Genomic DNA, 23,317 nt, shown 5'->3' on the forward strand with positions numbered 1-23,317 from the left:
GCATAGGCGCCCCGAGGGGTCAGCCCAGCGCGCGGCCGATCAGGAATTTCTTGACGAAAGGCAGCACGTTCACGCAGTCGAGCCCGGCGTTGCGCACAAACCTGACCAGCGGGCTGTGCGTGGCGAACAGCTTGTGCAGGCCGTCCGTGGTGAGCGCCATGCTGCCGATGTCTTCCTTGCGAGCGCGCTCGTAGCGACGCAATACCGCCGCATCGCCGCAATCGCGGAACGATTCGCGCTCGGCGAGCGCGTCGCCGAGCGCCGCCACGTCGCGCAAACCGAGGTTCATGCCCTGGCCCGCGAGCGGGTGCACGACGTGCGCCGCGTCGCCCACCAGCGCCACGCGCGGCGCGATCAGGCGTTTGGCCTGCGCCAGCACGAGCGGGAAACCCTGGGCGCGCGATGAGACCGGCGTGAGGTGGCCGAGTTCAACGTTCGAGAAGGTGCCGACGCGTTCGGCCAGCGCTTTGGGATCAAGCGCGAGCAACGCCTGGGCATGATCATGAGCGGCGGACCAGACCAGCGAGACGTGCTGGTCGGGCAGCGGCAGCAGCGCGATGATCTCTCCGTCGTGGAACCATTGAAATGCGGTGTCGCGGTGCGCGCGCTCCGCGCGGAAATTACACACCACGCCGAGTTGTTCGTAGGGACGCACCGAACCGTCCAGCCCGGCGGTACTGCGCACCCACGAGTGGGCGCCGTCGGCCCCCACCACGAGCGACGCGCGCAGGGCCTTGCCGTCCGACAGACGCACCGAGGCCGCGGCGGCGTCGACTTCGAGCGCCTCGGCCCGGGCGTCGAGCCAATGCACTTGCGGGGAGAAGCGCAGGGCGGCGTCGAGCGCGCGCTCGAGATTCGACGATTCGGCGATCCAGGCGAGTTGCGGCACGGCGGCCTGGTACGCCGAGAAATGCAGGCTGCCGCGCTCGTCGCCAAAGACTTCCATGTCGTAGACCGGATTGATGCGCGCGGGATCGACGGCCTGCCATACGCGCATGCGCTCGAAGAGGGCTTGCGAGCTGGACGAGAGCGAATAGATGCGGGCGTCCCACAGGTCGCCCGGGGCGGGGGCGGCTACGGCCGGCTGGGCGAGCAGTGCGACGGACAGGCGCGCCTGCGAGAGCAGCAGGGCGGCGGCCTTGCCGACCAGACCGCCACCGACGACGACGACATCGTGCGTTTGGCTGGAGGTTTGCGTTAGAGACATGCGGCGAATGCAGCGCCAGCGCCTGAATCGCGCGAGCCGGCTGGTTCAGAAAACGAGATGGCGTATTGTCGCACGCCTGCCGCGCAAGCGACGCCCGGTCGCCCCGGGGGCGGCTGTGGCACAGCGTCGCGTGCCACAGCCCGGCGCTATACTTGCGCGCATACCGATTATCAGACAGGGAGTCCTCCAATGCGCCTCGACAACGAATCCGAAAGCGACAACGTCGAAGATCGACGGGGCGGCGGTTTCGGGGGACGCACCACGCTCGGCATCGGCACGATCGTGGTGGCGCTGGCCGCCTCGTATTTCTTCGGCATCGACCCGCGCGTCATCATCCAGGGCTCGCAGATGCTTCAGGGGCAGACATCGTCACAGCCCCAGTCCGCGCCGAACACCACGCCGGCTCACGATCCGAAGACCGTCTTCACCCGCAAGGTGCTCGGTAACATCGAGCGCACCTGGGGAACGGTGTTCCCGCAGCAAGTGAACCGTCAATACGTGCCACCGAAACTGGTGTTGTTCTCTGGCGCAACGCCCACGGCATGCGGCACCGGTCAAACAGCGATGGGGCCGTTTTACTGCCCGGGCGACAGCAAGGTCTACATCGATCTCGCCTTCTATGACGAATTGCGTCAGCGCTTCGGCGCGGGAGGCGATTTCGCGCAGGCGTATGTGATCGCGCACGAAGTGGGCCATCACATCCAGAATCTGCTGGGCATTTCCGAGAAGTTCGACGAGGCGCGGCGCCGCATGAGCGAAGCGCAGGCCAATGCGTTGTCGGTGCGCCTGGAGCTGCAGGCCGACTGCTTTGCCGGCGTCTGGGCGAACAATGCCGAGAAGGCGAATCAGCAGTTGCTGGAGCCGGGCGACGTCGAGCAGGGGTTGAAGACCGCGTCGGCGATCGGCGACGACCGGCTGCAGCAGCAGGCGCAAGGCCGCGTGGTGCCGGAGTCGTTCACGCACGGGACGAGCGCGCAACGCGTGTATTGGCTGCGCCAGGGGTTGCAGTACGGCGACATGCGCAAGTGCGATACGTTCTCGGCGAAGTCGCTGAGTTGAGTACGGCATGGGCGGGGGTCGTCGCGACGCCGGCACCCTCATTACCCTAGGCACCCGAGGCGCCGTTAGCGGCAGAACGGGTACAATAGCGGACTTTCCGCGACGCAATCACCGGCGCATTCCACGGCGCCACCCGGCGCACCCCCGGGGCATTTGTCGGCGCATTTATCGGATTAGACAGGATTTAGCATGAGCCTCAAATGCGGCATCGTCGGCTTGCCCAACGTCGGCAAGTCGACCCTTTTCAACGCGCTGACCAAAGCGGGCATCGCTGCCGAGAACTATCCGTTTTGCACCATCGAGCCGAACGTCGGCGTGGTGGAGGTGCCCGACCCGCGTCTGGGCAAGCTGGCCGAGATCGTCAAGCCCGAGCGGATCATGCCGGCGACGGTCGAGTTCGTTGACATTGCCGGCTTGGTGGCGGGCGCGTCCAAGGGTGAAGGGCTGGGCAACCAGTTCTTGGCCAACATCCGTGAGACGGACGCCATCACGCACGTTGTGCGCTGCTTCGAGGACGAAAACGTCATCCACGTGGCCGGCAAGGTGAATCCGATTTCGGACATCGAAGTCATCAACACGGAACTGGCGCTGGCGGATCTGGCCACGACGGAAAAGGCGCTGCAACGCTACTCGAAGGCGGCCAAGTCGGGCAACGACAAGGAAGCCGCCAAGCTCGTGGCGGTACTGGAAAAGGTGGTGCCGGTGCTCAACGAAGCGCGTCCCGTGCGCTCGATCAAGCTGTCGGATGACGAGCTGGCGCTGATCAAGCCGTTCTGCCTGATTACGGCCAAGCCGACGATGTATGTCGCCAACGTGAAGGACGACGGCTTCGAGAACAATCCGCATCTGGAAGCGGTGCGCAAGTACGCGGAAAGCGAGAATGCGCCGGTGGTGGCGGTGTGTGCGGCCATCGAGGCAGAGATTGGGGATATGGAAGACGCCGACAAGGCGGAATTCCTGGCCGACATGGGCATGGACGAGCCGGGCCTGGATCGCGTGATCCGCGCGGGCTTCAAGCTCCTGGGTCTGCAGACATACTTCACCGCAGGGGTGAAGGAAGTGCGCGCCTGGACGATCCATGTGGGCGATACGGCCCCGCAGGCCGCTGGCGTGATCCACACCGACTTCGAACGCGGCTTCATCCGCGCGCAAACCATCGCCTTCGACGATTTCATCCAGTACAAGGGCGAGCAAGGCGCGAAGGAAGCCGGCAAGATGCGCGCCGAAGGCAAGGAGTACGTTGTTCACGACGGCGATGTCATGAACTTCTTGTTCAACGTCTGACGCGATCGTCGACCAAGACAACGAGCACCCCGGCCATCGCGCCGGGGTGTTTTGTTTCTGAGGGATGAAATGCGGAGGATTCACCGAGCCACCTCCCCCGCCCGACACCGCTTGGCAAACCGCTTGCCCCGACGTCGCCCCCGTGAGAATCCAGCATCGGACGACGTGCTGTAGCGCCGTCGTCGCGACACGCTGGAATTTTGATCCGTTCGGAGACCGTCTCGTCTAATATGGCGTCGTGTTTTCCGTCGCGTGCAATGCGTCGATAGTCGCAATCAGGCACATCGCCTGCTTGGCGCAGGCGGCCGCACCGCACGCCCGACAAAGCAGTCTCCGTAATCGAGCATCGCCGTTTTCATGCGCCCACCGGGAGGTTCATGCATGGCATCGAAGCCGTCGGCCGTCGATGAAGTGGCGTCGTCCGAGCGCCGGCATTGGTCCGACGACCGCGCCCGCATCCGCCTCTATAGCGGTGCAGGCCTGTTCGTCACCCTCGCTGTGTTCGCCATCTGGTCCTATCAGCATTTTTTCGTCGTGCCCCCGAAGCTCGGCCCCATCGGCCTCGACTTCCTGCCATTCTGGGGAGCGTCCTACTTCGTGCTCCACGGGCATCCGCTCGACGCCTACAACGTCGATCTGATGACGAGTGCACAGATGGCCGCCCAGCCATGGACGGCAAAGCTGGGCGGCATCATGCCCTGGCTTTACCCGCCCGTGATGATGATTCTGCTCGCGCCGGTCGCGCTGCTGCCCTTCTCTTACGCGTACGCCGCGTATGCCTGCATCGGCTTCGGCCTGTACTACGCCGCACTGCGACGCACGGCCCCCTGGCGCGACGCCCGTCTGCCCACCATGAGCTTTCCCGGCGTGCTGCTCGTGATCGCCGCCGGACAGATCGCGCTCTACACCACCGCCCTCGCAGGCTTCTCACTGCTCTTGCTGCGCAAGCGTCCCGCATGGGCGGGCGCGCTCGCCGGATTGCTCTTCGTCAAGCCGCACGTCGCCCTGCTCTTTCCGCTCGCGTTTCTCTGTGCTCGCGAGTGGCGCGCGCTGGCCGCATGCATCGCTGTGGGCATCGGAAGCACCCTGCTCGCCGGCGTGGTCTTCGGTCTCGACGTCTATCCGACGTTCCTGCACGCGACGGCGTTGGCACGCCAAAGCCTCGTCGACGGCGAGGCGCGACTTGCCCGCATGCCGACGTTTTTCGTGATGGCACGCATGCTGGGCGCACCCGTCACGCTGGCCGCCATCGTCCATGCTGGCGTGGCGCTTGGCGCCGTGGCGGCAATGATCGACGTCTGGCGGCGTCCGGCGGCCTTCGCACTGCGCGCCGCCACGCTCGTGTGCGCCACCACGCTGGTCAGCCCCTATCTCTACGACTACGATCTCGCGATGCTCTCGCTCGTCATCGCCTGGTATGTGCGCGACGGCATCGCGCGCGGCTGGCTGCGCGGGGAGCGCGAATGGCTCGTCGTGCTGTGGCTCACCCCCGCGTTCGGTCTGATCGGCGTGCCGCCCCTCGGGTTTCAGTTCATGCCGCTCATCACGCTCGCCACGCTCGCCATGCTGTGGCGCCGCCGTCGCCGACTCGCTCACGTGCCGGAAATGTCCGACGTACCCGCCGTGTCCCATGTCGCTGTCCCCCCGCACGCCGTCGACCCTGCCTTCGCCGATCGCCGCGCGTCGGCCACCGCGCCCGCACCCACGAGGTAATCGCCATGCCCCGCGCCACCGAGAGTCGTCAGTCGTCCGTCGCGCAGCGAACGCCGCTTGTGTCGCTCGTCGTGCCCTGTCACAACGAAGCCCCGGTGCTCGACACGTTCTACCGCGCCTTGGCCCCGGTGCTCGATGCCGTCGCGGACGTGCGTTTCGAAATCGTCTGCGTGAACGACGGCAGCACCGACGACACGCTTGGCACCCTGCTCGCCCTTCGCCGCGCCGACGCGCGCATCCGCGTGATCGACTTCACGCGCAACTTCGGCAAGGAAGCGGCGCTGAGCGCGGGCATCGAGGAAGCGCGTGGCGATGGCGTCATCCCCATCGACGCCGACCTTCAGGATCCGCCGGCACTCATTCCCGTAATGATCGAGCGCTGGCGCAATGGCGCGGAAGTCGTGCTCGCCAAGCGCACGAATCGCGCGAGCGACCGCGTCACCAAACGAGTTGCGGCGGGACTCTACTATCGCATTCACAATCGCCTCTCGGAAGTGAAGCTGCCCGAGAACGTTGGCGATTTCCGCCTGATCGATCGACGCGTCGTGTCCGCGCTCAAGCAGTTGCCCGAACGCCGCCGGTTCATGAAGGGGCTGTTCGCCTGGGTCGGCTTTCAGACGGAAATCGTGGAGTACGTGCGCGCGCCGCGCCGCGCGGGCGAGTCGAAGTTCTCTGGCTGGCGCCTGTGGAATTTCGCGCTTGAAGGCATTACCAGCTTCAGCACCGTGCCGCTGCGCTGCTGGACGTATCTCGGCGTCTCGCTCGCGCTCGTCTCGCTCGCTTACGGCGGCTTTATCGTGCTGCGCACGCTCATTCATGGCATCGACGTGCCCGGCTACGCCTCGCTGCTCGTCGGCACGCTGTTCCTCGGCGGCATTCAGCTTGTCGGTATCGGGGTGATCGGAGAGTACGTTGGCCGGATTTACTACGAAGCGAAAGGACGGCCGCTGTATCTGGTGCGACGCCGCTACCCGTCGAGCGCGAAGGTGAGCCAACTGCCGTCACGCGCGCCGTTGCACCCATCGAGCCCCCGCATGCCGACGGCGCGCAAGCCGTTCGGCGCACGACTCAAGGCCGGCCAGTCGTCTGCCTCGCGTGCACGACGTGTTGTCGCGCGTTGAGGCGGCACCGCCACGTCGATCAATGACTGCCAGGCACGAACTCTGGCTTGTCCCGCGGCGTATCGCGCGAACGGTCGACGGCGTTGGTCGGCACCAACAGCAGCAACACCACGACACCGATCGAGATCACCAGGATCGACAGGAACGTGAGGTGCAGCGAATGTTGCAGCACCGCGCGAATCGCCTGGTCCGCCAGCGTCGACACGCCCCGGTCTTCCAGCACGTGCCGCAACTGATCGGAGGTGACGGGCGCCAGCCCGCTCGATTGCGTCAACCCGAAGTTGAGCACGGCGCCGAAAAGCGTCGCGCCGAGCGTGCTGCCCAGATTCCGCGAGAAGATGTTCGACGCCGTGGCGCTGCCGCGCTGCGACGGATCGACTAGCTCCTGAATCAGCACGAGCGCGCTTACGCTGCCCGTGCCCATCGAAAATCCCATCAGGAACGAACCGAACCCGGCAAGCAGCGGCGAACTGTTCGGCCCGAGCAGCGCAAAGACAATCCCGCCCACCGGCATCAGCAGGCTGCCGCCCACGAGAATGCGGCGCAAGCCGTAGCGCGTGAAGGTTTTCGCGGCGAACGTCGAACCGATCGGCCAGCCGACCATGATCATCGTGAGCGCCATGCCCGCCACGACCGGCGTCTGACGCAATACCCCCTGCGCGTACATCGGCAGGAAGGTCGTCAACCCCATAAGCACCATGCCCGAGAGCAGCGTCGCCGCATTCGCCGCCGCAATCGGCCGGCGCTTCCACAGCGCGAACGAAATCATCGGGTCCGGAGCACGCCGCTCCTGCCAGACGAACAGCAGCGCCGCGACGGCGCACACCAGCCCCCCACCCCAGACGTGCGTGTCGGAGAAGGCGTTCGCATCGGTGAGCGCGATCATCAGTGCCGCCACGGCAATCGCAAAGAACACGGCCCCCAGCGCGTCGATGCTCGGCCGCTGGCGCGGCGCAGCCTCGTGCAGATAAGCGACGAAGCCCGCCGCGGCCAACAGGCCGATAGGGATGTTGATCCAGAAAATCCACGACCACGACAGGTCACGAATGATGATGCCGCCAAGCATCGGACCGAGCACGGCCGAGATGGCCCACACGCTCGCCAGGTAACCCTGCACCTTGCCGCGCTCGCTGGTCGGGTAGTAGTCGGCGATGATGGTCAGGCTGACCGGCTGGATGCACGCCGCCCCCACGCCCTGCAACAGGCGGAAGACGATCATCGCCGGCATCGACCAGGCGAGTCCGCCGCCAAGCGAGGCCACCAGAAACACGGCGATACCCACGAGCATGACCGGCTTGCGGCCGTAGAGATCGGCCAGTTTGCCGAACACCACGGTCATGGCCGTCTGCGCCAGCAAAAAGGCGGAGAAAACCCAGCTATATAGGGACAGCCCCCCAAGCTGGGCGACGATTTGCGGCATGGCCGTCGAAATAATCGTGGCCTCGATGGCAACCATGGAGGTCGCCGCCATGACGGATGCCACGATGAATGGCCGCATGGAAGGGCGTGTCGCAGACATGTGTTCTTTTGATGTGGGGGATCGGGCGAAGCGACTTGCGAGGCGTGACCGCCGCCCCCCTGTCGGGCGCGGCGGTCACGCCGGATGGCGGAAGGCGGGATCAAACGTGGCGGCAATGCCGCACGCGTCGTCAAGACGACTTGGGCCAGGCGATGGCGTCAAGGATAGCTGAACACGGGAAAATGCGTACGACACCCGCCAAGTGCGGCCTATCGTCGCACCAGACGCAGCAGAGCAAGCAGCACGATGGCGCCGATAGTCGCCGTGATGATGCGCCCGAGCGTGCCATATCCGACGGCAATGCCCAAGTGTCGCAGCAGCCAGCCGCCGACGAACGCGCCGATCACGCCGACGACCATGTCGCCAATAATGCCGTAGCCGCCGCCCACGACGAGGCCGGCGAGCCAACCGGCCACCAACCCCACAAGCAAGAGCACGAGAATGTTCATGAGCGGCTCCGGGGTGCCATGTCAGGCGGCGCGGCTGCGCTTGATGGCGCCGTAAATCACCAGCAGCACGATGGCCCCGATGACCGATGCGATCCAACCGGCCGACTGGCCTTCGGTGTAGAGATGGAGGAACTGTCCGACATATTTGGCGAGCAGCGCGCCGCCGATGCCGAGGATGATGGTGACGATGATGCCCATGCTGTCCCTTCCGGGATGCAGGGCGCGTGCAATGAGACCGACGACCAGACCGACAACGATAGTGCCGATGATGCCCATGACGTCTCTCCAAGGATGGGAACCCGAACGCAGTATAGCCCCGAAATCGGACGATTCGGCAAGCGTGTCGCGACATCCGCCCGCCACCGCCGGTCGCACGCGGAGGCAAGGCACGCCGGCAATAGGCCTCCCGGGGGGCCCGGGACCGAAAACCAACGATATGCCGGGTATAAGCGACACGTATTTGTCAAAATCGGGCGGCTGCGCGATCATGGCACATCGCTGTCCCAGCGCGCGGGGCGCGTGGCGCCTCCGAAACGGGCATCACGTCGACGCGCTATAATCAGCGGTTATTAGATCCCCCATATCATGCAACTGCTCGCTCTCGGCCTGAACCACCACACGGCGCCCGTCTCGCTGCGCGAACGGGTGGCGTTTCCGTTCGAGCGGATCGAGCCGGCACTGGCGGGGCTCAAGGGGCTGTGGACGGGCAGGTCGAGCGCCCCCGAGGCCGCCATCCTGTCGACGTGCAACCGCACGGAAATCTACTGCGTCACCGATGACGCCGCGGCCCGCGAGCGCGCGGTGCACTGGCTGTCCGAATTTCACAACATTCCGGCCAGCGATCTGGCGCCGCATCTGTACGCCCTGCCGCAATCCGACGCCGTGCGTCACGCGTTTCGCGTGGCGAGCGGGCTGGACTCGATGGTGCTGGGCGAGACGCAGATCCTCGGCCAGTTGAAGGACGCCGTGCGCACCGCCGCCGAGGCGGGCGCACTGGGCACCTATCTCAACCAGCTTTTCCAGCGCACGTTCGCGGTGGCGAAGGAAGTGCGTGGTCAGACCGAGATCGGCGCGCATTCGGTCTCGATGGCGGCCGCCGCGGTGCGACTCGCCCAGCGCATTTTCGAAAGCATCAGCACGCAGAAGGTGCTGTTCATTGGCGCGGGCGAGATGATCGACCTGTGCGCCACGCACTTCGCCGCGCAGAACCCGAAAGCCCTGTACATCGCCAACCGGACCGCCGAGCGCGGCGAGAAGCTCGCCGAGCGGCTGGGCGGCTCGGCCATCCGCCTGTCCGAGCTGCCTCAGCGCCTGCATGAATTCGACATCGTGGTGTCGTGCACGGCGAGCACGTTGCCGCTGATCGGTCTGGGCGCTGTCGAGCGCGCCATCAAGGCCCGCAAGCACAAGCCGATGTTCATGGTCGATCTGGCGGTGCCGCGCGACATCGAGCCGGAAGTCGGCCGTCTGACCGATATCTTCCTATACACCGTCGACGATCTCGGCGCGGTCGTGCGCGAAGGCAATGCGCTGCGTCAGGCAGCGGTCGCGCAGGCCGAGGCCATCATCGAGACGCGCGTTCAGCATTTCATGCAATGGCTCGACGCCCGCAGCGTCGTGCCGGTCATCCGCGACATCCACGGCACGGCCGAGGCCATGCGCCTCGCCGAACTCGAGCGTGCCCAGCGCATGCTCGCGCGCGGCGACGACCCCGCCGCCGTGCTCGAAGCGCTGTCCCAGTCCCTCACCAAGAAATTCCTGCACGGCCCGACGCACGCGCTGAACACGGCGCGCGGCGATTCGCGCGAGCAAATCCTTCACCTCATTCCCGAACTGTTCCGCACCTCGGGAAACGCCGACAAATAGATGAAAGCGAGCATGCAAGCCAAGCTCGACCAGTTGACGCAACGTCTGGTCGAGCTTGACGGCCTATTGAGCCAGGGCGACGTCACGCGCGATCTGGACAACTATCGCAAGCTCACGCGCGAACATGCCGAGTTGGCGCCCGTCGTCGAGCAGTATCGTCACTACCGCCAGGCCCAGAGCGATGTCGCCGCGGCCCAGGAGATGGCGCTCGACCCCGAGATGCGCGACTTTGCGGACGACGAAGCCGCCAGCGCCCGGGCACGCATGGACGACATGGAAGCCTCGCTGCAGCGCATGCTGCTGCCGCGCGACCCCAACGACGAACGCAACATCTTCCTCGAAATCCGCGCGGGCACCGGCGGCGACGAATCGGCGCTGTTCGCCGGCGATCTGCTGCGCATGTACACGCGCTATGCGGAGCGCCACCGCTGGCAGGTCGAGATCATGTCGGCCAGCGAATCCGATCTGGGCGGCTACAAGGAAGTCATCGTTCGGCTGATCGGTCAGGGGGCCTATTCCCGCCTCAAGTTCGAGTCGGGCGGCCATCGCGTGCAGCGGGTACCGGCCACCGAAACGCAGGGCCGCATTCACACGTCCGCCTGCACGGTGGCCGTGATGCCGGAAGCCGATGACGTCGCCGACGTCGACATCAACCCGGCCGACATCCGTATCGACACGTTCCGCGCGTCGGGTGCCGGCGGCCAGCACGTCAACAAGACGGACTCGGCGGTGCGCATCACGCACTTGCCCACGGGCATCGTCGTCGAATGCCAGGACGATCGCTCGCAGCACCGCAACAAGGACAAGGCGCTCAAGGTACTCGCGGCGCGCATCAAGGACGCCCAACTGCGCGCCCAGCAAGCCAAGGAAGCCGCCACGCGCAAGAGCCTGATCGGTTCGGGCGACCGCTCGGAACGCATTCGAACGTACAACTTCCCGCAGGGGCGGATGACGGATCACCGCATCAATCTCACGCTCTACAAGCTCGAATACATCATGGACGGCGATCTCGACGACATGATCAACGCGCTCGTCACCGAGCATCAGGCCGAGCAGTTGGCGTCGCTGGGCGAGGCCGCCTGATGTCGCTGGGTGCGCCCGACGCCGGGCACGACGTCGCCACGGTGGCCTCGCTGCTGCGCGAGCCGGGATTGCCGCCGATGGAGTCGCGCATCCTGCTCTCGCACGTGCTGGGCTGGTCCCGCACGCAGCTGATCACCCGCGACCGCGAGCCGCTGGCGCCCGAAACGCTCGCTGTCTACCGTGCGCTGCATGCGCGTCGCGTGGCGGGCGAACCCATCGCGTACCTGACCGGCACACGCGAATTCTTCGGCCTGACGCTGACGGTCAGCGCGTCCGTGCTGATTCCCCGCCCCGAAACCGAACTGCTCGTCGAACTGGCGCTGGCGCGTCTGGAAGGCCGGCCGGAGCCGCGCGTGCTCGATCTGGGCACCGGCAGCGGCGCAATTGCGCTGGCCATTGCGCATTGCCGCCCCGACGCCCACGTCACGGCGCTCGACCGCTCGGCCGACGCGCTCGACGTCGCCCGCGAAAACGCCCGGCAGCTTGGGCTAGCGGCCTCCGTCACCTTCCTCGCCAGCGATTGGTATGCCGCATTGCCGGGCAATGCCGCGCCATTCGACATCATCGTCTCGAATCCGCCGTATATCGTGTCGGACGACGCGCATCTCTCGCAAGGCGATCTGCGCTTCGAACCGGTCGATGCGCTGACCGATCACGCGGACGGTCTCGCCGCCCTGCGCACGATCGTGGCCGGTGCGCCGTCGCGCCTGCTGCCGAACAGCTGGCTGCTCTGCGAGCACGGCTACCATCAGGCCGCCGACGTACGCGCGCTTTGTCGAGCAGCAGGCTTGGCCGACGTCACCTCCGAACGCGATCTCGCGGGTATCGAGCGCACCACGGGGGGGTGGCGCGTCTGAGCGCGCACCGACGGACGCGGCGGAAAACCGCTAAAATGCCGGATACGCCGACTTTCCGGTATCTCCACGGGCTTTCCACCATGACCACCCAGCAACGTATCCAGCAAATCGTCACCGAACATCCTGTCGTGCTCTTCATGAAGGGCAACGCGCAATTCCCGATGTGCGGCTTCTCGGGCCGTGCCGTGCAGATCCTGAAGGCATGCGGCGTCGACAACCTGTTCACCGTGGACGTGCTGCAAGACGAGGAGATCCGTCAAGGCGTGAAGGAATTCGCCAACTGGCCGACCATCCCGCAGCTCTACATCAACGGCGAATTCGTCGGCGGCTCGGACATCATGATGGAGATGTACCAGAGCGGCGAACTCAAGCAGGTCCTCGCCGACCTGGCGTAATACGCCACTGATTGACGATGGTGTCGACGGGAGCCTCGCAGCCCACGCGTCTGGTCGTTGCCATCACCGGCGCGACCGGTGCCGTCTATGGCGTGCGCCTGCTGAAGCGACTGCGCGCGATGGGTGGCGTCGAAACCCACCTGATGGTGTCGAGTGCGGGCTGGCTGACATTGCGCCACGAACTGGGCCTGGAACGCGCCGACGTGCAGGCACTGGCCGATGCGTATCACAGCGTGCGCGAAGTCGGCGCCAACCTCGCCAGCGGCTCGTTCGCCACGGCGGGCATGGTCGTGGCCCCCTGCTCGATGAAAACGCTCGCGAGCGTTGCCCACGGGCTGTCGGACAACCTGATCGCACGCGCCGCCGACGTCACGCTCAAGGAGCGGCGCCGCCTCGTGCTGATGGTGCGCGAAACGCCCTTCAACCTCGCGCATCTGCGCAATATGACGGCGGTCACGGAAATGGGGGGCATCGTCTACCCGCCCCTTCCCGCGTTCTACAACCACCCCGCATCGCTCGACGCGATGGTCGACGACACGGTTGCACGCGTGATCGATCTGTTCGGGATCGCGCCCCCCGTCGCCACGAGCTGGAGCGGCCTGGGCAGGGAGACCGACGCTCAGGATCGGTGAGCGCCGCCATGGCCTATAGTGAAAGCGCCACGCGCTGCCTGCCGAATCGCATTCCCGTGGCGTGACATCTTTGCGACTGGAGTTTGTGATGGAGACCCACCTCTCGCCTGTTGTCGTCTATGCCGTCGTGACGCTCGTTTTCGTCCTGCTGATTCTCGTAGTGCCTGCCGGTGCCCGTTGGCGTCAGATGGTCTGGCCCGCGTCGGTGCCCCCGCTGTCGCCCCATCGTCCAGGCGACCTGCTCGGCACACCGCGCACGCCCTACTGGCGCTCACCGAACGACACGCAGGACTTGCGGCGCCCTTCGTACTTCGCAGCATCGTCGCGCCGCCCACGCCGCCCCGCGAGCTTCCTCGCCCCGCGTGATCACGAGCGACGATAGAAAAAGCCCCGCAAGGTCGAACCGGCGGGGCTTCATTTTTGTCATTCGTGAATCGCGTCATCGATCAATAGCGATAACAGCACCGATGGCCGTAGCCCCCGCCGTAATACGGTTGGGCCGGCACGACAACGCACCCGGCAAGCGTGACGGCGAGTAGCGCAGCAACGACTAACTTCATGATCTGACTCCTGGAAGGGGAAACGTGACTCTGCTCGCCTTCTTTATATCGCCGCGCTGGCAGGAATCCCATCACACGTCTGTAAGCCGTGTAAGCGAAGGTTGCCAAAACGGCGAACGCGTCGCACTTTGTTACGTAACAGATCAGACCGGACACCGTAACATCGCCCCACTGCGTCCCCCCACGCATCAATAGCGACGCGGGTTTCCAGTGTCGGCGCATCTGGCACGAGGCTTGCTTGAAGATTGAAGGTCGCTCTTTCAAATGCCCCGAAGAGAGCGACTTTGCGTCTACCCCTCCTCCCGTTTCAGACGCGGGAGGAGGGCTTTTTCCCGATCCTCCGCCCTGCATGCCTCCGGAAGCCCAACACCGGGTCGCGCGCCTTGCCTGCATCGCCCACTGTGCAAGCCTCCTCCGAATTCCACTTCATTTGAGCGTTTGAAATGTATCGACGACATAAGCGCGTCGACTTCTCACACGGTTGCTTTATCGTGAGCGTCTTATTTGGCGCGGCTTTCGACGGAATTCACCGTTCGCGGCAACAAACGCCATGCGGGTAGGCCCGATCTCAAGTTGCCGCCTTCCCTGTCGTAATCGCGTCTATAGAGGACTGCACGCCAACGCAGCGTTAGCGCAGCATCCCTTTCGTGACGGCCGCACGACACGCGCCGGGGCAAGCGTATCAAGGGAGAACGTCATGGAAATCGCCACGCCTGATTTACAGATGGAACAACAGGAACTACAGGCCGTCAGCGCGGCGCTCAATCGCGTGCAGGCCGTCATTGAGTTCGATTTGCAGGGTCAGATCCTGCACGCCAACGAGAATTTCCTGCAGACCGTCGGATACCAACTCGACGAAATACGGGGGCAGCATCACCGCATCTTCTGCGAGTCCGACTACGTGGCGTCCGGTGCGTACCGCGACTTCTGGGCCAAGCTGGGCCGCGGCGAGCTCGACGCCGGCGAATACAAGCGCATCGGCAAAGGCGGCCGCGAGGTGTGGATCCGCGCGTCGTACAACCCGGTGTTCGACGCCCATGGCACCGCGTACAAGGTCATCAAGTTCGCCACGGACATCACGGCGGATCGCGCACGCCAGGCCGAATTCGAAGGTAAGGTGCGCGCCATGGACCTCGCCCAGGCCGTCATCGAATTCAACCTCGACGGCACGGTCATCGCCGCCAACGACAACTTTCTGAACACGCTCGGCTACTCGCTCGACGAGATTCGCGGCAAACACCATCGCATGTTCTGCGAGGCGGACTACGCCGCGTCGCCGACCTATCGCGATTTCTGGGGGAAGCTCAATCGTGGCGAGTTCGACGCGGGCCGCTACAAGCGCATCGGGCGCGGCGGGCGGGAAGTCTGGATCCAGGCGACTTACAACCCGATCCTCGACGCGAGCGGCCGCCCCTACAAGGTTGTGAAGTTCGCCACCGATATCACCCAGCAGGTCGAACTGGAAGCGAGCGTGAAGCGCCGCGCCGAAGACGACCAGCGCAAGGTGGCGCTGCTGCTCGACACGGTCAATCGCGCGGCGGCGGGCGACCTCACGGGCGAGATCGCCGTGGCGGGCAACGACCCCATCGACCAGTTGGCCGACGGCATTCGCCACATGATGGACGACTTGCGCGGGGTGATCGGCAAGGTGGTCAAATCGGCGGGCGAGTTCTCGGGCGCCTCGCGCGATATCGCCGACCGTGCCAATACCGTCGCCACCGGCGCACAAGCGCTCGGTGCTACGGTAGAGGAAATGAACGCGTCGATCGAGGAGCTGACGGCATCGATCAACTCGATTGCGGACAACACCAAGGGTGCCGACCAGCTCGCCAAGGCAACGCAACAGGAAGCCGAAACCGGCGCCCGTGCGATCGCGCGGTCGGTCGAAGCCATGGAGCTGATCAACAAGTCGTCGGAAGACATCAGCGAGATCGTGAAAGTGATCGGCGAGATCGCCGGGCAAACCAATCTGCTCGCGTTCAATGCGGCCATCGAGGCGGCTCGCGCCGGCGAACACGGCCTCGGCTTCTCGGTCGTGGCCGACGAAGTGCGCAAGCTCGCCGAGCGCTCGTCGCAGGCGACCAAGGAAATCTCCAAGCTGATCAACGAGTCGACCAAGCGCGTGGCGCAGGGTAGCGACGTGTCGCGACAGGCAGGTGAGGCGTTCGAGAAGATCGTCGGCGGCGTATCGCGTACCACGCAGGCGATCTCCGAAATCTCTTGCGCGGCGGAAGAGCAACTCGTTGCCGCTCGCGAAGTGAGCCTTGCCATTCAGCACGTGGCGGAAGAGACGGAAAAATCCGCGGGCGCCTGCGAGACCATCGCGCAGGCGACCACCGGACTCAACCACGGTGCGCAAGACCTCGACCAGACCGTGTCGCGATTCAAGGTGTAAGCCCCATCCGGCGAACACCACGGGCATCGGCCCGGGCGGTTCGCCGGGATCTCCCGGTTGCGGTCGTTCGTACCGCGCCGGATCACACGTCCGCCACGAGGGGCCGATATGGAAATCGAAGCCGACGCCGATCCCGGTACCCAGCAGGCGCTTCTGCGCGCTGTCCACCGGCACACCGGCATCTCGATGAACGAGAAGAAGTGGACGATGTTGCAGGGCCGCCTTCGCCCGCGTCTGCGCACGCTCTCGCTGTGCAGCTACCGCGACTATCTGGCGCTGCTCGAGAACACGCCCGACGAAGTGCGCAACTTCGTGAACCTGGTCACGACGAACGAGACCACGTTTTTTCGCACGCCGCGCGTCTGGGATTATTTCGCGCAACACTACCTGCCGCGCTGGCATGCCGCGAATCCCGGCCGGATGTTCCGGATGTGGTCCGCAGCTGCGTCTTCCGGCGAGGAGTCCTACTCTGCCGCGATGCTCTGCGAGGAATTCCGCGCGCGGCACAGCGGCTTTCAGTACCAGATTCACGCCACCGATATTTCGAGCCAGGTGCTGGCGGTGGCCATGGCCGGCAACTTCAGCGGGCGCAGCATCGACGGGCTCAAGCAGCAGCGTCCGGCCATGCTCGCAAAGTACTTCCGCCCGGGCGCCGGCGGCTTCACCGTCGCCCCCGAACTGCGAGCGCACATCACGTTCGCCGAGCACAACCTGTACCAGCGCATGCCACGTCGCGACGCGTTCGATCTCGTCATGCTGCGCAATGTACTGATCTATTTCGAATCCGCCGATCAGGAACGCGTTCTCGAGAACGTACGCCACACGCTGACCCCCGATGGCGTGTTGATTGTCGGGGAATCGGAGTCGCTGACGCGGCTCTCGACCGGCTACCAGTTTGAGCAACCGCTCATTTACCGGAACCAGGGGGCATCGAATGGGGCCGTCGCATGACATCCAGGTGTTGATGGGCGAGGTGCGCATCGGGCGCGGCGAAGACGTGCTGCGCGCTACCCTCGGCTCGTGCGTGGGTATCGGTCTGATGTGGCGCGCGCGCGGACTCTACGGCCTCGCGCACTGCCTGTTGCCCGAGGCGCCGAACCCTACCTTCGCTATCGGGGCGAAGTACGTCACGCAAGCCGTGCCGTCGCTCCTCGCGCTGATGCGGGCGGACCGCGCACGCCGCAGCGAAATCGAGGCGGTGATCGCGGGCGGCGGCAACATGATGCCGCACCAGCCGCCCGCCCGGCACGGGCTGATCGGCGTGGCGAACGCCGCGATGGCACAGTCCCTGATGGCCGAGACCGGCATTCCGATCGTGCACGTCGAGGTCGGCGGCGAAATCGGTCGGCAACTGACGATCCACTGCGCGCACCACACTTTTCATGTGCGCACGATCGGTACCCATGGGGCGGCGGCGGCACCGACCTCGCCCGCTCTCTGACGCCCGGGACCCCCATCATGAATGCACCGACACCAGAATTTCCGCTCCCGCAGCGCGACGCCGTCGCCGACACCACGGTGCTGCCGCGCGCTTCAACGCCGGACGACGTCGAAGTCTTCGGCTCGTTTCATCTGGGCGACGTGGAATTCGCGCTGCCCATCGCGGCATTGCAAGAGGTGGTGAACTACCCGGCGCGCGTCACGCCCGTGCCGCTTTCGCCGCCCTTTCTGCTTGGCCTGTTCAACCTGCGCGGCACGCTCATTCCCATCGTCGATCTCAAGCCGCTGCTGGCAATGGTCGCCGACGCGCCGGACAGGCCAGCACCCGCGAGCGAGAAGATCGCGATTGTCGACGTCGAGGGCGTACGGGTGGGATTGCTGTTCGACACCACGAGCGAGATTCTGCGCGTGCGCGCATCGCAGCGCACCGGGTTCGAATACGCCCCGTCGCACACGGCGCCGCAGGTCGTCTGCGGCGCCATCAAGCTCGACGACGGCGACCGCATCCTGCAGATTCTCGCGCCGCGTGCCCTCGTGCGCATAGAGAACATGCCGCAATTGCTCGCGCGTCAGGCGCTGAGCGCGCCACAGCGCCGCCAGCAGCGTCAGCGCCTGCAATGCGTGTCGTTCACGGTCGAGCAATCGCGTCTGGCGCTGCCGATGAGTGCGATTCGCGAAATCATCCGTATTCCCGACTTGCAGAATTCGGCGCTCGCCAGCGTGTTTTGCGTCGGCATGCTCAATCTGCGCGGCACTGTCGTGCCGGTCATCGACTTCGCTCACTTCCTCGGCCTGCACCCTTGCCGCCCCGAGCCCGAAATCGCGGGCACGGCGTCGGACCCGCGACGGATTCTGATCGTCAAGCAGGAAGACGTGCATTTCGGTCTGCTGGTGGACGCCGTTGACAGCATCGTGACGTACTTCGCCGACGAGTTGCTCGCCATGCCGTCCTTCAGCGCCTCGCACGCGCAGCTCTTCTCGGGCTGCATCGCGCGCGAGCAAGCCGACGACATCGTGCTGCTCAACGCCGACGAACTCTTCACGCATTCGCAGGTGCTCGAGCTCACGCGCGGCCATCGCGAGCTATACCGGGAGACGGACAGCGCACAGCGCGCGACGCCAGGCGATTCGGCATGGCGCGGCACCGGGGCCAGGTCGTCACGCGGCACACGCCACGCGTATGTGTCGTTCCGTCTGCAACACATGCTGGCCGTGCGTCTCGATCAGTTGCGCGAGATCATTCACGACTCGGCGGACATCATGCCCGCGCCGGGCGCACCGCCCTTTGTACGCGGCATGCTCAATTTGCGACGCGAACTGGTCGCCATCGTCGATCTGCGCACGCTGTATGGCATGCCGCCCCCGGACGATGCGCAGGCGCGCAAGATTCTCGTCATCGAACATGGAAAGGACAAGCTCGGGCTGCTCGTCGACGCCATCGAGAACATCGTCACGCTCGACGAGGCGGACAAGCTGCCGGTGCCCGCCATGCTGCTCGGACGCGCCACGCACGAAATGCGCAACGACATGCGCGAAGCCGTCGAGCTGCCCGCCGCAGACGGCACCGCGCGCACGGCCATGCTGCTCGATCTGCAACCGCTCAAGCAGCGGATGGCGACGGCGCTTGCGCAGTCGGCGGTGTGAGCGGATCGGTTCAACGAAGTGCCGGCGATTCGCACGAGCCGGTCGCGGGGCCCTGTGGCGTGTCGGGGGGCACGCCACAGGGGTAGTTCGAACGGGATGAGGCCCGTTAACGACGGGTCAGACGACTTCGTGACGATGGATGTCGTGCGTGACGAAGCCCGAGGTGTCGTCGGGCATGGACAGCCAGTCGGCATGCGTGAGCGTGCGGCGCACGTCGTCGAGTCCGCTTGCCCAGTGATCGAGCATGGTCGCGAGCCCGAACTGATAGTCCTTGTAGTGCCCCTCGTTTTCCTTGTTGCGATAGATGAGCTGGATGACGTTATAGCGCTTGCTGCAAGCGATCTCCTGCGCCGCGTGGCACCACGGGTCGTGCGCGCGAACGTCGGCCGGCACACGCTCGAGCACTTCGCGCAACACGCGACGATAGTGCTGGGCGCGCTGCAGGTTGTCGGTCACCAAGCGCGTACGGCTCGAAAACTGGATGTCCTTCTGGCGGCCCGCGACATCGTTCAGATTGTCAGGCAGTGGCCCGCGCGCACTCCACAGATCCACCTGGAACGCGAGCGTGTCGCGGCGCGGCGACGTGCCGAGCACTTCCGAGAGCGGCGTATTCGACACAAGGCCGCCGTCCCAGAAATACTGTCCGTCGATCTCCACGGCGGGAAACCCCGGCGGCAAGGCCCCCGATGCCATGAAATGCTCCGCGCGCAGCTTTTCACGCGTGTTGTCGAAGTAGACGAAATTGCCCGTTTGCACATTGACGGCGCCCACGGACACGCGCGTCTCGCATGCATTGATTCGGTCGAAGTCGACGAAACGCTCCAGCGTGCCGCGCAGCGCCGAGGTGTCGTAGTAGCTTGCGTGCGCCGGGTCGCCCATCGCCGCGGGCAACGGCTGCGGCCAGCGTGGCGTGAAGAAGCCCTTCTGGCCTTCGGCGACGGCGCGCCATGCCTGCCATGCGCTGTAGGCGATGCGTCCCGTCTCGGGGCCATTGAGGATGGCCGCCTCCAGCGGTGCCGGCAACGGCGGGAAAACAGCGGGCTCGCAGATCGTGCGCCAGAACGCTTCGAGCTGTGCCACACGACGCTCGGGGGGATTGCCCGCGATGATCGCGGTATTGAGCGCCCCGATGGAAATGCCGGCAATCCAGTTCGGCGCGATGCCGGCCTCGAACAGACCGGCGTATACGCCTGCCTGATAGGCCCCGAGCGCACCACCGCCCTGCAAGACGAGCGCGACCGTCTCGTAAGGCGGGAGGTCGATGGCACGTTTGGGGACTTTCGGCGGGTTGGCCGTCATGACCGTTCTCCTGAAGCTTTCTGAGGCTGAATCGAGGCGCGACCGAACGGGACGGCGCCGGCGCGTGACGCGGCCGGCGCCCCCCGCACCGTCCGCGCGTTACTGCATGAACCAGCCGTGGCTCACCACGAACGACTGGCCGGTGAATGCGGCCGTCGGGAATGTGGCGAGGAAGAGCGCGGTTTGCGCAACGTCGTCGACCGTGGTGAATACGCCATCGACCGTACCGCCGAGCATGACCTTCTTGATGACCTCGTCTTCCGAAATCCCCAATTCCTTGGCCTGCTCCGGAATCTGCTTGTCGACGAGCGGCGTGCGCACGAAGCCAGGGCAGATGACGTGCGAGCGCACGTTGTGCTTCGCGCCTTCCTTCGCGAGCACGCGCGCGAGCCCCAACAACGCGTGCTTGGCCGCCACGTAGGCCGACTTCAGCGGCGACGCCTCGTGCGAATGCACCGAGCCCATGTAAATGACGATGCCGCCGCGGTCGTCCTTGTACATATGCTTGAGCGCCGCCTTGGTCGTGAGAAAGGCACCGTCCACGTGAATCGCCTGCATCTTCTTCCAATCGGCGAACGAATAGTTCTCGATGGGATTGACGATCTGAATGCCCGCGTTCGAGATCAGGATGTCGACCGACCCGAAGGTCGCCGCCACCTTGTCGATGCCGCTGTTCACCGCCTCTTCGCTGGTCACGTCCATCGCCACGCCAATGGCGCGGCCACCGGCGGCCTCGATTTCTTGCGCCACGGCGTCCGCGCCCTGCTGGTTCAGATCGGCAATGGCCACGGCCGCACCGGCACGCGCGAGCGTGAGCGCAATTTCGCGGCCGATGCCGCTGGCGGCACCGGTCACCACGGCGACTTTCCCATTCAACTGATTCACTGACTGGCTCATTTGCACACTCCTGATTCGTCAAAATGGCGGGTCATGCGGCGCACCGGGCGCCGGCATGGCACGTCGAACACGGGTAATGACAGCCGGCCTACTGCCACGCACTTGTCATGCGCTCGGCCGAACCGTCGTTCAAACAGAAAAGGCGCCTTGCGGCGCCCTCTCGTGCCTTACCGCGCGATCGGCTTGTAGCGGATTCGCGTCGGTTTTGCGCCCTCCTCGCCAAGGCGCTTCTTCTTGTCCGCCTCGTATTCCTGATAGTTGCCCGGGAAGAACTCGACGTGCGAGTCGCCTTCGAAGGCCAAAATATGCGTGGCGATACGATCGAGGAACCAGCGGTCGTGCGAGATGACCATCACGCACCCGGCGAACTCGAGCAGGGCGTCCTCGAGTGCGCGCAGGGTTTCGACGTCCAGATCGTTCGACGGTTCATCGAGCAGCAATACGTTGCCGCCGGAAATCAGCGTCTTGGCCATGTGCAGGCGCCCGCGCTCACCGCCCGAGAGCGACCCGACCTGCTTCTGCTGGTCAGAGCCCTTGAAGTTGAAGCGCCCGATGTAGGCGCGCGACGGCGTTTGATACTTGCCCACCGTCAGCATGTCGGCACCGCCCGCGATCTCTTCGAACACGGTCTTGCTGCCATCGAGCGCGTCGCGGCTCTGGTCGACATAGGCCATCTTGACCGTCGGCCCGATCTTGATCTCGCCGCTGTCCGGCTGCTCGCGGCCCGTCAGCATCTTGAAGAAGGTCGATTTACCGGCGCCGTTCGGGCCGATGATGCCGACGATAGCGCCCGGCGGCACGTTAAAGCTCAGGTCGTCGATCAGCAGACGGTCGCCGAACGCCTTCGACACGTGCTTGAACTCGACGACTTCGTTGCCCAGACGCTCACCCACCGGGATGAAGATTTCCTGGGTTTCGTTGCGCTTCTGGTATTCCTGGCTATTCAGTTCGTCGAACCGGGCGAGACGCGCCTTCGACTTCGCCTGACGGCCCTTCGGGTTTTGACGTACCCACTCCAGTTCCTTGTGCAGCGCCTTCTGACGCGCCGACTCGGTTGCCTCTTCCTGCTTCAGGCGCTGCTCCTTCTGGTCGAGCCAGGAGCTGTAGTTGCCCTTCCAGGGAATGCCTTGCCCGCGGTCGAGTTCGAGAATCCACTCGGCGGCATTGTCGAGGAAGTAGCGATCGTGGGTGACGGCCACCACAGTGCCCGGGAAGCGCGTGAGGAATTGTTCGAGCCAATCGACCGATTCGGCGTCCAGGTGGTTGGTCGGTTCGTCGAGCAGCAGCATGTCGGGCTTCGAGAGCAGCAGACGTGCCAATGCCACGCGGCGCTTCTCGCCGCCGGAGAGCACGCCGATCCTGGCGTCCCACGGCGGCAGACGCAGCGCGTCGGCGGCCACTTCCAGCGTTTGTTCGATGTTGTTGCCGTCGCTCGCGGCGAGAATCGCTTCGTACTTGGCCTGCTCGGCGGCGAGCGCGTCGAAGTCGGCGTCCGGTTCGGCGTAGGCGGCGTAGATTTCGTCGAGCTTCGTGCGGGCCTCGAAGACTTCGCCCATGCCGCCTTCAACGGCTTCACGCACGGTCTGCTCCGGATCGAGTTGCGGCTCCTGCGGCAGATAACCGATGTTCAGGTTCGGCATCGGGACCGCTTCGCCCTCGATCTCCTTGTCGACGCCGGCCATGATCCTGAGCAGGGTCGATTTGCCCGAACCGTTCAGGCCCAGCACGCCGATCTTGGCGCCCGGGAAGAACGACAGGGAGATGTCCTTGAGAATGTGACGCTTGGGCGGCACGATCTTGCCCACGCGGTTCATGCTGAATACGTACTGTGCCATTCGGCTTTCCTGATCCTGAATCGGTTATGTCGGCTCGGGGGCGAGCGTCAGATAGCGCCAAG

The 23,317-nt window shown here is 65.2% G+C and carries 21 protein-coding genes; 14 read left to right on the plus strand and 7 right to left on the minus strand.

Annotation, left to right across the window (positions count from 1 at the left end; genetic code table 11):
- Positions 1 to 19: 19 nt before the first annotated feature.
- Positions 20 to 1,207, minus strand: coding sequence for a UbiH/UbiF family hydroxylase (locus tag BGP02_RS07235; RefSeq protein WP_261939680.1), 1,188 nt, complete (start codon positions 1,205 to 1,207; stop codon positions 20 to 22).
- Between the two features lie 189 nt (positions 1,208 to 1,396).
- Here BGP02_RS07235 and ypfJ point away from each other — a divergent pair, with 189 nt between their 5' ends.
- The 4 genes from ypfJ to BGP02_RS07255 all read left to right on the plus strand — a co-directional run bounded on the left by ypfJ (position 1,397) and on the right by BGP02_RS07255 (position 6,384).
- On the plus strand, positions 1,397 to 2,266 hold the full coding sequence (gene ypfJ, locus BGP02_RS07240) for a KPN_02809 family neutral zinc metallopeptidase (protein WP_017234662.1): 870 nt from the start codon (positions 1,397 to 1,399) through the stop codon (positions 2,264 to 2,266).
- 189 nt (positions 2,267 to 2,455) lie between these two features.
- Entirely contained in the window at positions 2,456 to 3,550 is a 1,095-nt protein-coding gene (gene ychF / locus BGP02_RS07245) for a redox-regulated ATPase YchF (RefSeq protein ID WP_017234661.1), read from the plus strand.
- 381 nt (positions 3,551 to 3,931) lie between these two features.
- The gene (locus BGP02_RS07250; protein WP_286798279.1) at positions 3,932 to 5,263 is read left to right on the plus strand and encodes a glycosyltransferase family 87 protein; all 1,332 of its coding nucleotides are present in this window, start codon (positions 3,932 to 3,934) and stop codon (positions 5,261 to 5,263) included.
- Positions 5,264 to 5,268: 5 nt separating this feature from the next.
- Positions 5,269 to 6,384 carry a glycosyltransferase family 2 protein gene (locus tag BGP02_RS07255; protein ID WP_286798280.1) on the plus strand — a complete coding sequence of 372 codons (1,116 nt, stop codon included), beginning with the start codon at positions 5,269 to 5,271 and terminating at the stop codon, positions 6,382 to 6,384.
- Positions 6,385 to 6,403: 19 nt separating this feature from the next.
- On the opposite strand, the gene BGP02_RS07260 is transcribed toward BGP02_RS07255, so the two are convergent.
- The 3 genes from BGP02_RS07260 to BGP02_RS07270 all read right to left on the minus strand — a co-directional run bounded on the left by BGP02_RS07260 (position 6,404) and on the right by BGP02_RS07270 (position 8,628).
- Positions 6,404 to 7,903: an MDR family MFS transporter gene (locus tag BGP02_RS07260; protein WP_261939678.1), complete on the minus strand. Its 1,500-nt coding sequence runs from the start codon at positions 7,901 to 7,903 to the stop codon at positions 6,404 to 6,406.
- Positions 7,904 to 8,112: 209 nt separating this feature from the next.
- On the minus strand, positions 8,113 to 8,352 hold the full coding sequence (locus BGP02_RS07265) for a GlsB/YeaQ/YmgE family stress response membrane protein (protein ID WP_017234657.1): 240 nt from the start codon (positions 8,350 to 8,352) through the stop codon (positions 8,113 to 8,115).
- Between the two features lie 21 nt (positions 8,353 to 8,373).
- Positions 8,374 to 8,628: a GlsB/YeaQ/YmgE family stress response membrane protein gene (locus BGP02_RS07270; protein ID WP_017234656.1), complete on the minus strand. Its 255-nt coding sequence runs from the start codon at positions 8,626 to 8,628 to the stop codon at positions 8,374 to 8,376.
- Between the two features lie 309 nt (positions 8,629 to 8,937).
- Between BGP02_RS07270 and hemA the strand changes: the two genes are divergently transcribed.
- From hemA to BGP02_RS07320, 10 genes are all read left to right on the plus strand, one after another.
- Positions 8,938 to 10,218, plus strand: coding sequence for a glutamyl-tRNA reductase (gene hemA, locus BGP02_RS07275; protein WP_017234655.1), 1,281 nt, complete (start codon positions 8,938 to 8,940; stop codon positions 10,216 to 10,218).
- On the plus strand, positions 10,219 to 11,301 hold the full coding sequence (prfA, locus tag BGP02_RS07280) for a peptide chain release factor 1 (protein WP_017234654.1): 1,083 nt from the start codon (positions 10,219 to 10,221) through the stop codon (positions 11,299 to 11,301).
- On the plus strand, positions 11,301 to 12,158 hold the full coding sequence (gene prmC, locus BGP02_RS07285) for a peptide chain release factor N(5)-glutamine methyltransferase (protein WP_261939677.1): 858 nt from the start codon (positions 11,301 to 11,303) through the stop codon (positions 12,156 to 12,158). The genes prfA and prmC overlap by 1 nt, the downstream gene beginning before the upstream one ends.
- A gap of 80 nt (positions 12,159 to 12,238) precedes the next feature.
- Positions 12,239 to 12,553 (plus strand): Grx4 family monothiol glutaredoxin, encoded by a 315-nt coding sequence (grxD, locus tag BGP02_RS07290; RefSeq protein WP_026132086.1) that lies wholly within the window; start codon positions 12,239 to 12,241, stop codon positions 12,551 to 12,553.
- A 17-nt stretch (positions 12,554 to 12,570) separates the two neighbouring features.
- Positions 12,571 to 13,185, plus strand: a complete 615-nt coding sequence (locus BGP02_RS07295; RefSeq protein WP_017234651.1) for a UbiX family flavin prenyltransferase — start codon at positions 12,571 to 12,573, stop codon at positions 13,183 to 13,185.
- Positions 13,186 to 13,273: 88 nt separating this feature from the next.
- Entirely contained in the window at positions 13,274 to 13,567 is a 294-nt protein-coding gene (locus BGP02_RS07300; protein ID WP_017234650.1) for a hypothetical protein, read from the plus strand.
- Between the two features lie 875 nt (positions 13,568 to 14,442).
- Positions 14,443 to 16,140 carry a methyl-accepting chemotaxis protein gene (locus BGP02_RS07305; RefSeq protein WP_017234649.1) on the plus strand — a complete coding sequence of 566 codons (1,698 nt, stop codon included), beginning with the start codon at positions 14,443 to 14,445 and terminating at the stop codon, positions 16,138 to 16,140.
- 108 nt (positions 16,141 to 16,248) lie between these two features.
- On the plus strand, positions 16,249 to 17,091 hold the full coding sequence (locus BGP02_RS07310) for a CheR family methyltransferase (RefSeq protein WP_017234648.1): 843 nt from the start codon (positions 16,249 to 16,251) through the stop codon (positions 17,089 to 17,091).
- Entirely contained in the window at positions 17,075 to 17,581 is a 507-nt protein-coding gene (locus BGP02_RS07315; RefSeq protein ID WP_017234647.1) for a chemotaxis protein CheD, read from the plus strand. The genes BGP02_RS07310 and BGP02_RS07315 overlap by 17 nt, the downstream gene beginning before the upstream one ends.
- A gap of 17 nt (positions 17,582 to 17,598) precedes the next feature.
- Complete coding sequence (locus tag BGP02_RS07320) at positions 17,599 to 19,224, plus strand: chemotaxis protein CheW (RefSeq protein WP_017234646.1); 1,626 nt, start codon at positions 17,599 to 17,601, stop codon at positions 19,222 to 19,224.
- A gap of 117 nt (positions 19,225 to 19,341) precedes the next feature.
- Here BGP02_RS07320 and BGP02_RS07325 read toward each other — a convergent pair whose 3' ends face one another.
- The 3 genes from BGP02_RS07325 to ettA all read right to left on the minus strand — a co-directional run bounded on the left by BGP02_RS07325 (position 19,342) and on the right by ettA (position 23,255).
- Positions 19,342 to 20,523: a DUF3734 domain-containing protein gene (locus tag BGP02_RS07325; RefSeq protein WP_017234645.1), complete on the minus strand. Its 1,182-nt coding sequence runs from the start codon at positions 20,521 to 20,523 to the stop codon at positions 19,342 to 19,344.
- Between the two features lie 99 nt (positions 20,524 to 20,622).
- Positions 20,623 to 21,420: a 3-hydroxybutyrate dehydrogenase gene (locus tag BGP02_RS07330; RefSeq protein WP_130027320.1), complete on the minus strand. Its 798-nt coding sequence runs from the start codon at positions 21,418 to 21,420 to the stop codon at positions 20,623 to 20,625.
- Between the two features lie 167 nt (positions 21,421 to 21,587).
- Positions 21,588 to 23,255: an energy-dependent translational throttle protein EttA gene (gene ettA, locus BGP02_RS07335; protein ID WP_017234643.1), complete on the minus strand. Its 1,668-nt coding sequence runs from the start codon at positions 23,253 to 23,255 to the stop codon at positions 21,588 to 21,590.
- Between the last annotated feature and the right edge of the window lie 62 nt (positions 23,256 to 23,317).

Origin of the sequence: Pandoraea sp. 64-18, assembly GCF_001899225.1 — a bacterium.
Classification (GTDB): Bacteria; Pseudomonadota; Gammaproteobacteria; order Burkholderiales; family Burkholderiaceae; genus Pandoraea; species Pandoraea cepalis.

Excerpts from the sequence above, each read along its gene's own strand:
- BGP02_RS07235 (WP_261939680.1), bottom strand. The coding sequence starts at position 1,207 with ATGTCTCTAACGCAAACCTCCAGCCAAACGCACGATGTCGTCGTCGTC.
- ypfJ (WP_017234662.1), top strand. The coding sequence starts at position 1,397 with ATGCGCCTCGACAACGAATCCGAAAGCGACAACGTCGAAGATCGACGG.
- ychF (WP_017234661.1), top strand. The coding sequence starts at position 2,456 with ATGAGCCTCAAATGCGGCATCGTCGGCTTGCCCAACGTCGGCAAGTCG.
- BGP02_RS07250 (WP_286798279.1), top strand. The coding sequence starts at position 3,932 with ATGGCATCGAAGCCGTCGGCCGTCGATGAAGTGGCGTCGTCCGAGCGC.
- BGP02_RS07255 (WP_286798280.1), top strand. The coding sequence starts at position 5,269 with ATGCCCCGCGCCACCGAGAGTCGTCAGTCGTCCGTCGCGCAGCGAACG.
- BGP02_RS07260 (WP_261939678.1), bottom strand. The coding sequence starts at position 7,903 with ATGTCTGCGACACGCCCTTCCATGCGGCCATTCATCGTGGCATCCGTC.
- BGP02_RS07265 (WP_017234657.1), bottom strand. The coding sequence starts at position 8,352 with ATGAACATTCTCGTGCTCTTGCTTGTGGGGTTGGTGGCCGGTTGGCTC.
- BGP02_RS07270 (WP_017234656.1), bottom strand. The coding sequence starts at position 8,628 with ATGGGCATCATCGGCACTATCGTTGTCGGTCTGGTCGTCGGTCTCATT.
- hemA (WP_017234655.1), top strand. The coding sequence starts at position 8,938 with ATGCAACTGCTCGCTCTCGGCCTGAACCACCACACGGCGCCCGTCTCG.
- prfA (WP_017234654.1), top strand. The coding sequence starts at position 10,219 with ATGAAAGCGAGCATGCAAGCCAAGCTCGACCAGTTGACGCAACGTCTG.
- prmC (WP_261939677.1), top strand. The coding sequence starts at position 11,301 with ATGTCGCTGGGTGCGCCCGACGCCGGGCACGACGTCGCCACGGTGGCC.
- grxD (WP_026132086.1), top strand. The coding sequence starts at position 12,239 with ATGACCACCCAGCAACGTATCCAGCAAATCGTCACCGAACATCCTGTC.
- BGP02_RS07295 (WP_017234651.1), top strand. The coding sequence starts at position 12,571 with ATGGTGTCGACGGGAGCCTCGCAGCCCACGCGTCTGGTCGTTGCCATC.
- BGP02_RS07300 (WP_017234650.1), top strand. The coding sequence starts at position 13,274 with ATGGAGACCCACCTCTCGCCTGTTGTCGTCTATGCCGTCGTGACGCTC.
- BGP02_RS07305 (WP_017234649.1), top strand. The coding sequence starts at position 14,443 with ATGGAAATCGCCACGCCTGATTTACAGATGGAACAACAGGAACTACAG.
- BGP02_RS07310 (WP_017234648.1), top strand. The coding sequence starts at position 16,249 with ATGGAAATCGAAGCCGACGCCGATCCCGGTACCCAGCAGGCGCTTCTG.
- BGP02_RS07315 (WP_017234647.1), top strand. The coding sequence starts at position 17,075 with ATGGGGCCGTCGCATGACATCCAGGTGTTGATGGGCGAGGTGCGCATC.
- BGP02_RS07320 (WP_017234646.1), top strand. The coding sequence starts at position 17,599 with ATGAATGCACCGACACCAGAATTTCCGCTCCCGCAGCGCGACGCCGTC.
- BGP02_RS07325 (WP_017234645.1), bottom strand. The coding sequence starts at position 20,523 with ATGACGGCCAACCCGCCGAAAGTCCCCAAACGTGCCATCGACCTCCCG.
- BGP02_RS07330 (WP_130027320.1), bottom strand. The coding sequence starts at position 21,420 with ATGAGCCAGTCAGTGAATCAGTTGAATGGGAAAGTCGCCGTGGTGACC.
- ettA (WP_017234643.1), bottom strand. The coding sequence starts at position 23,255 with ATGGCACAGTACGTATTCAGCATGAACCGCGTGGGCAAGATCGTGCCG.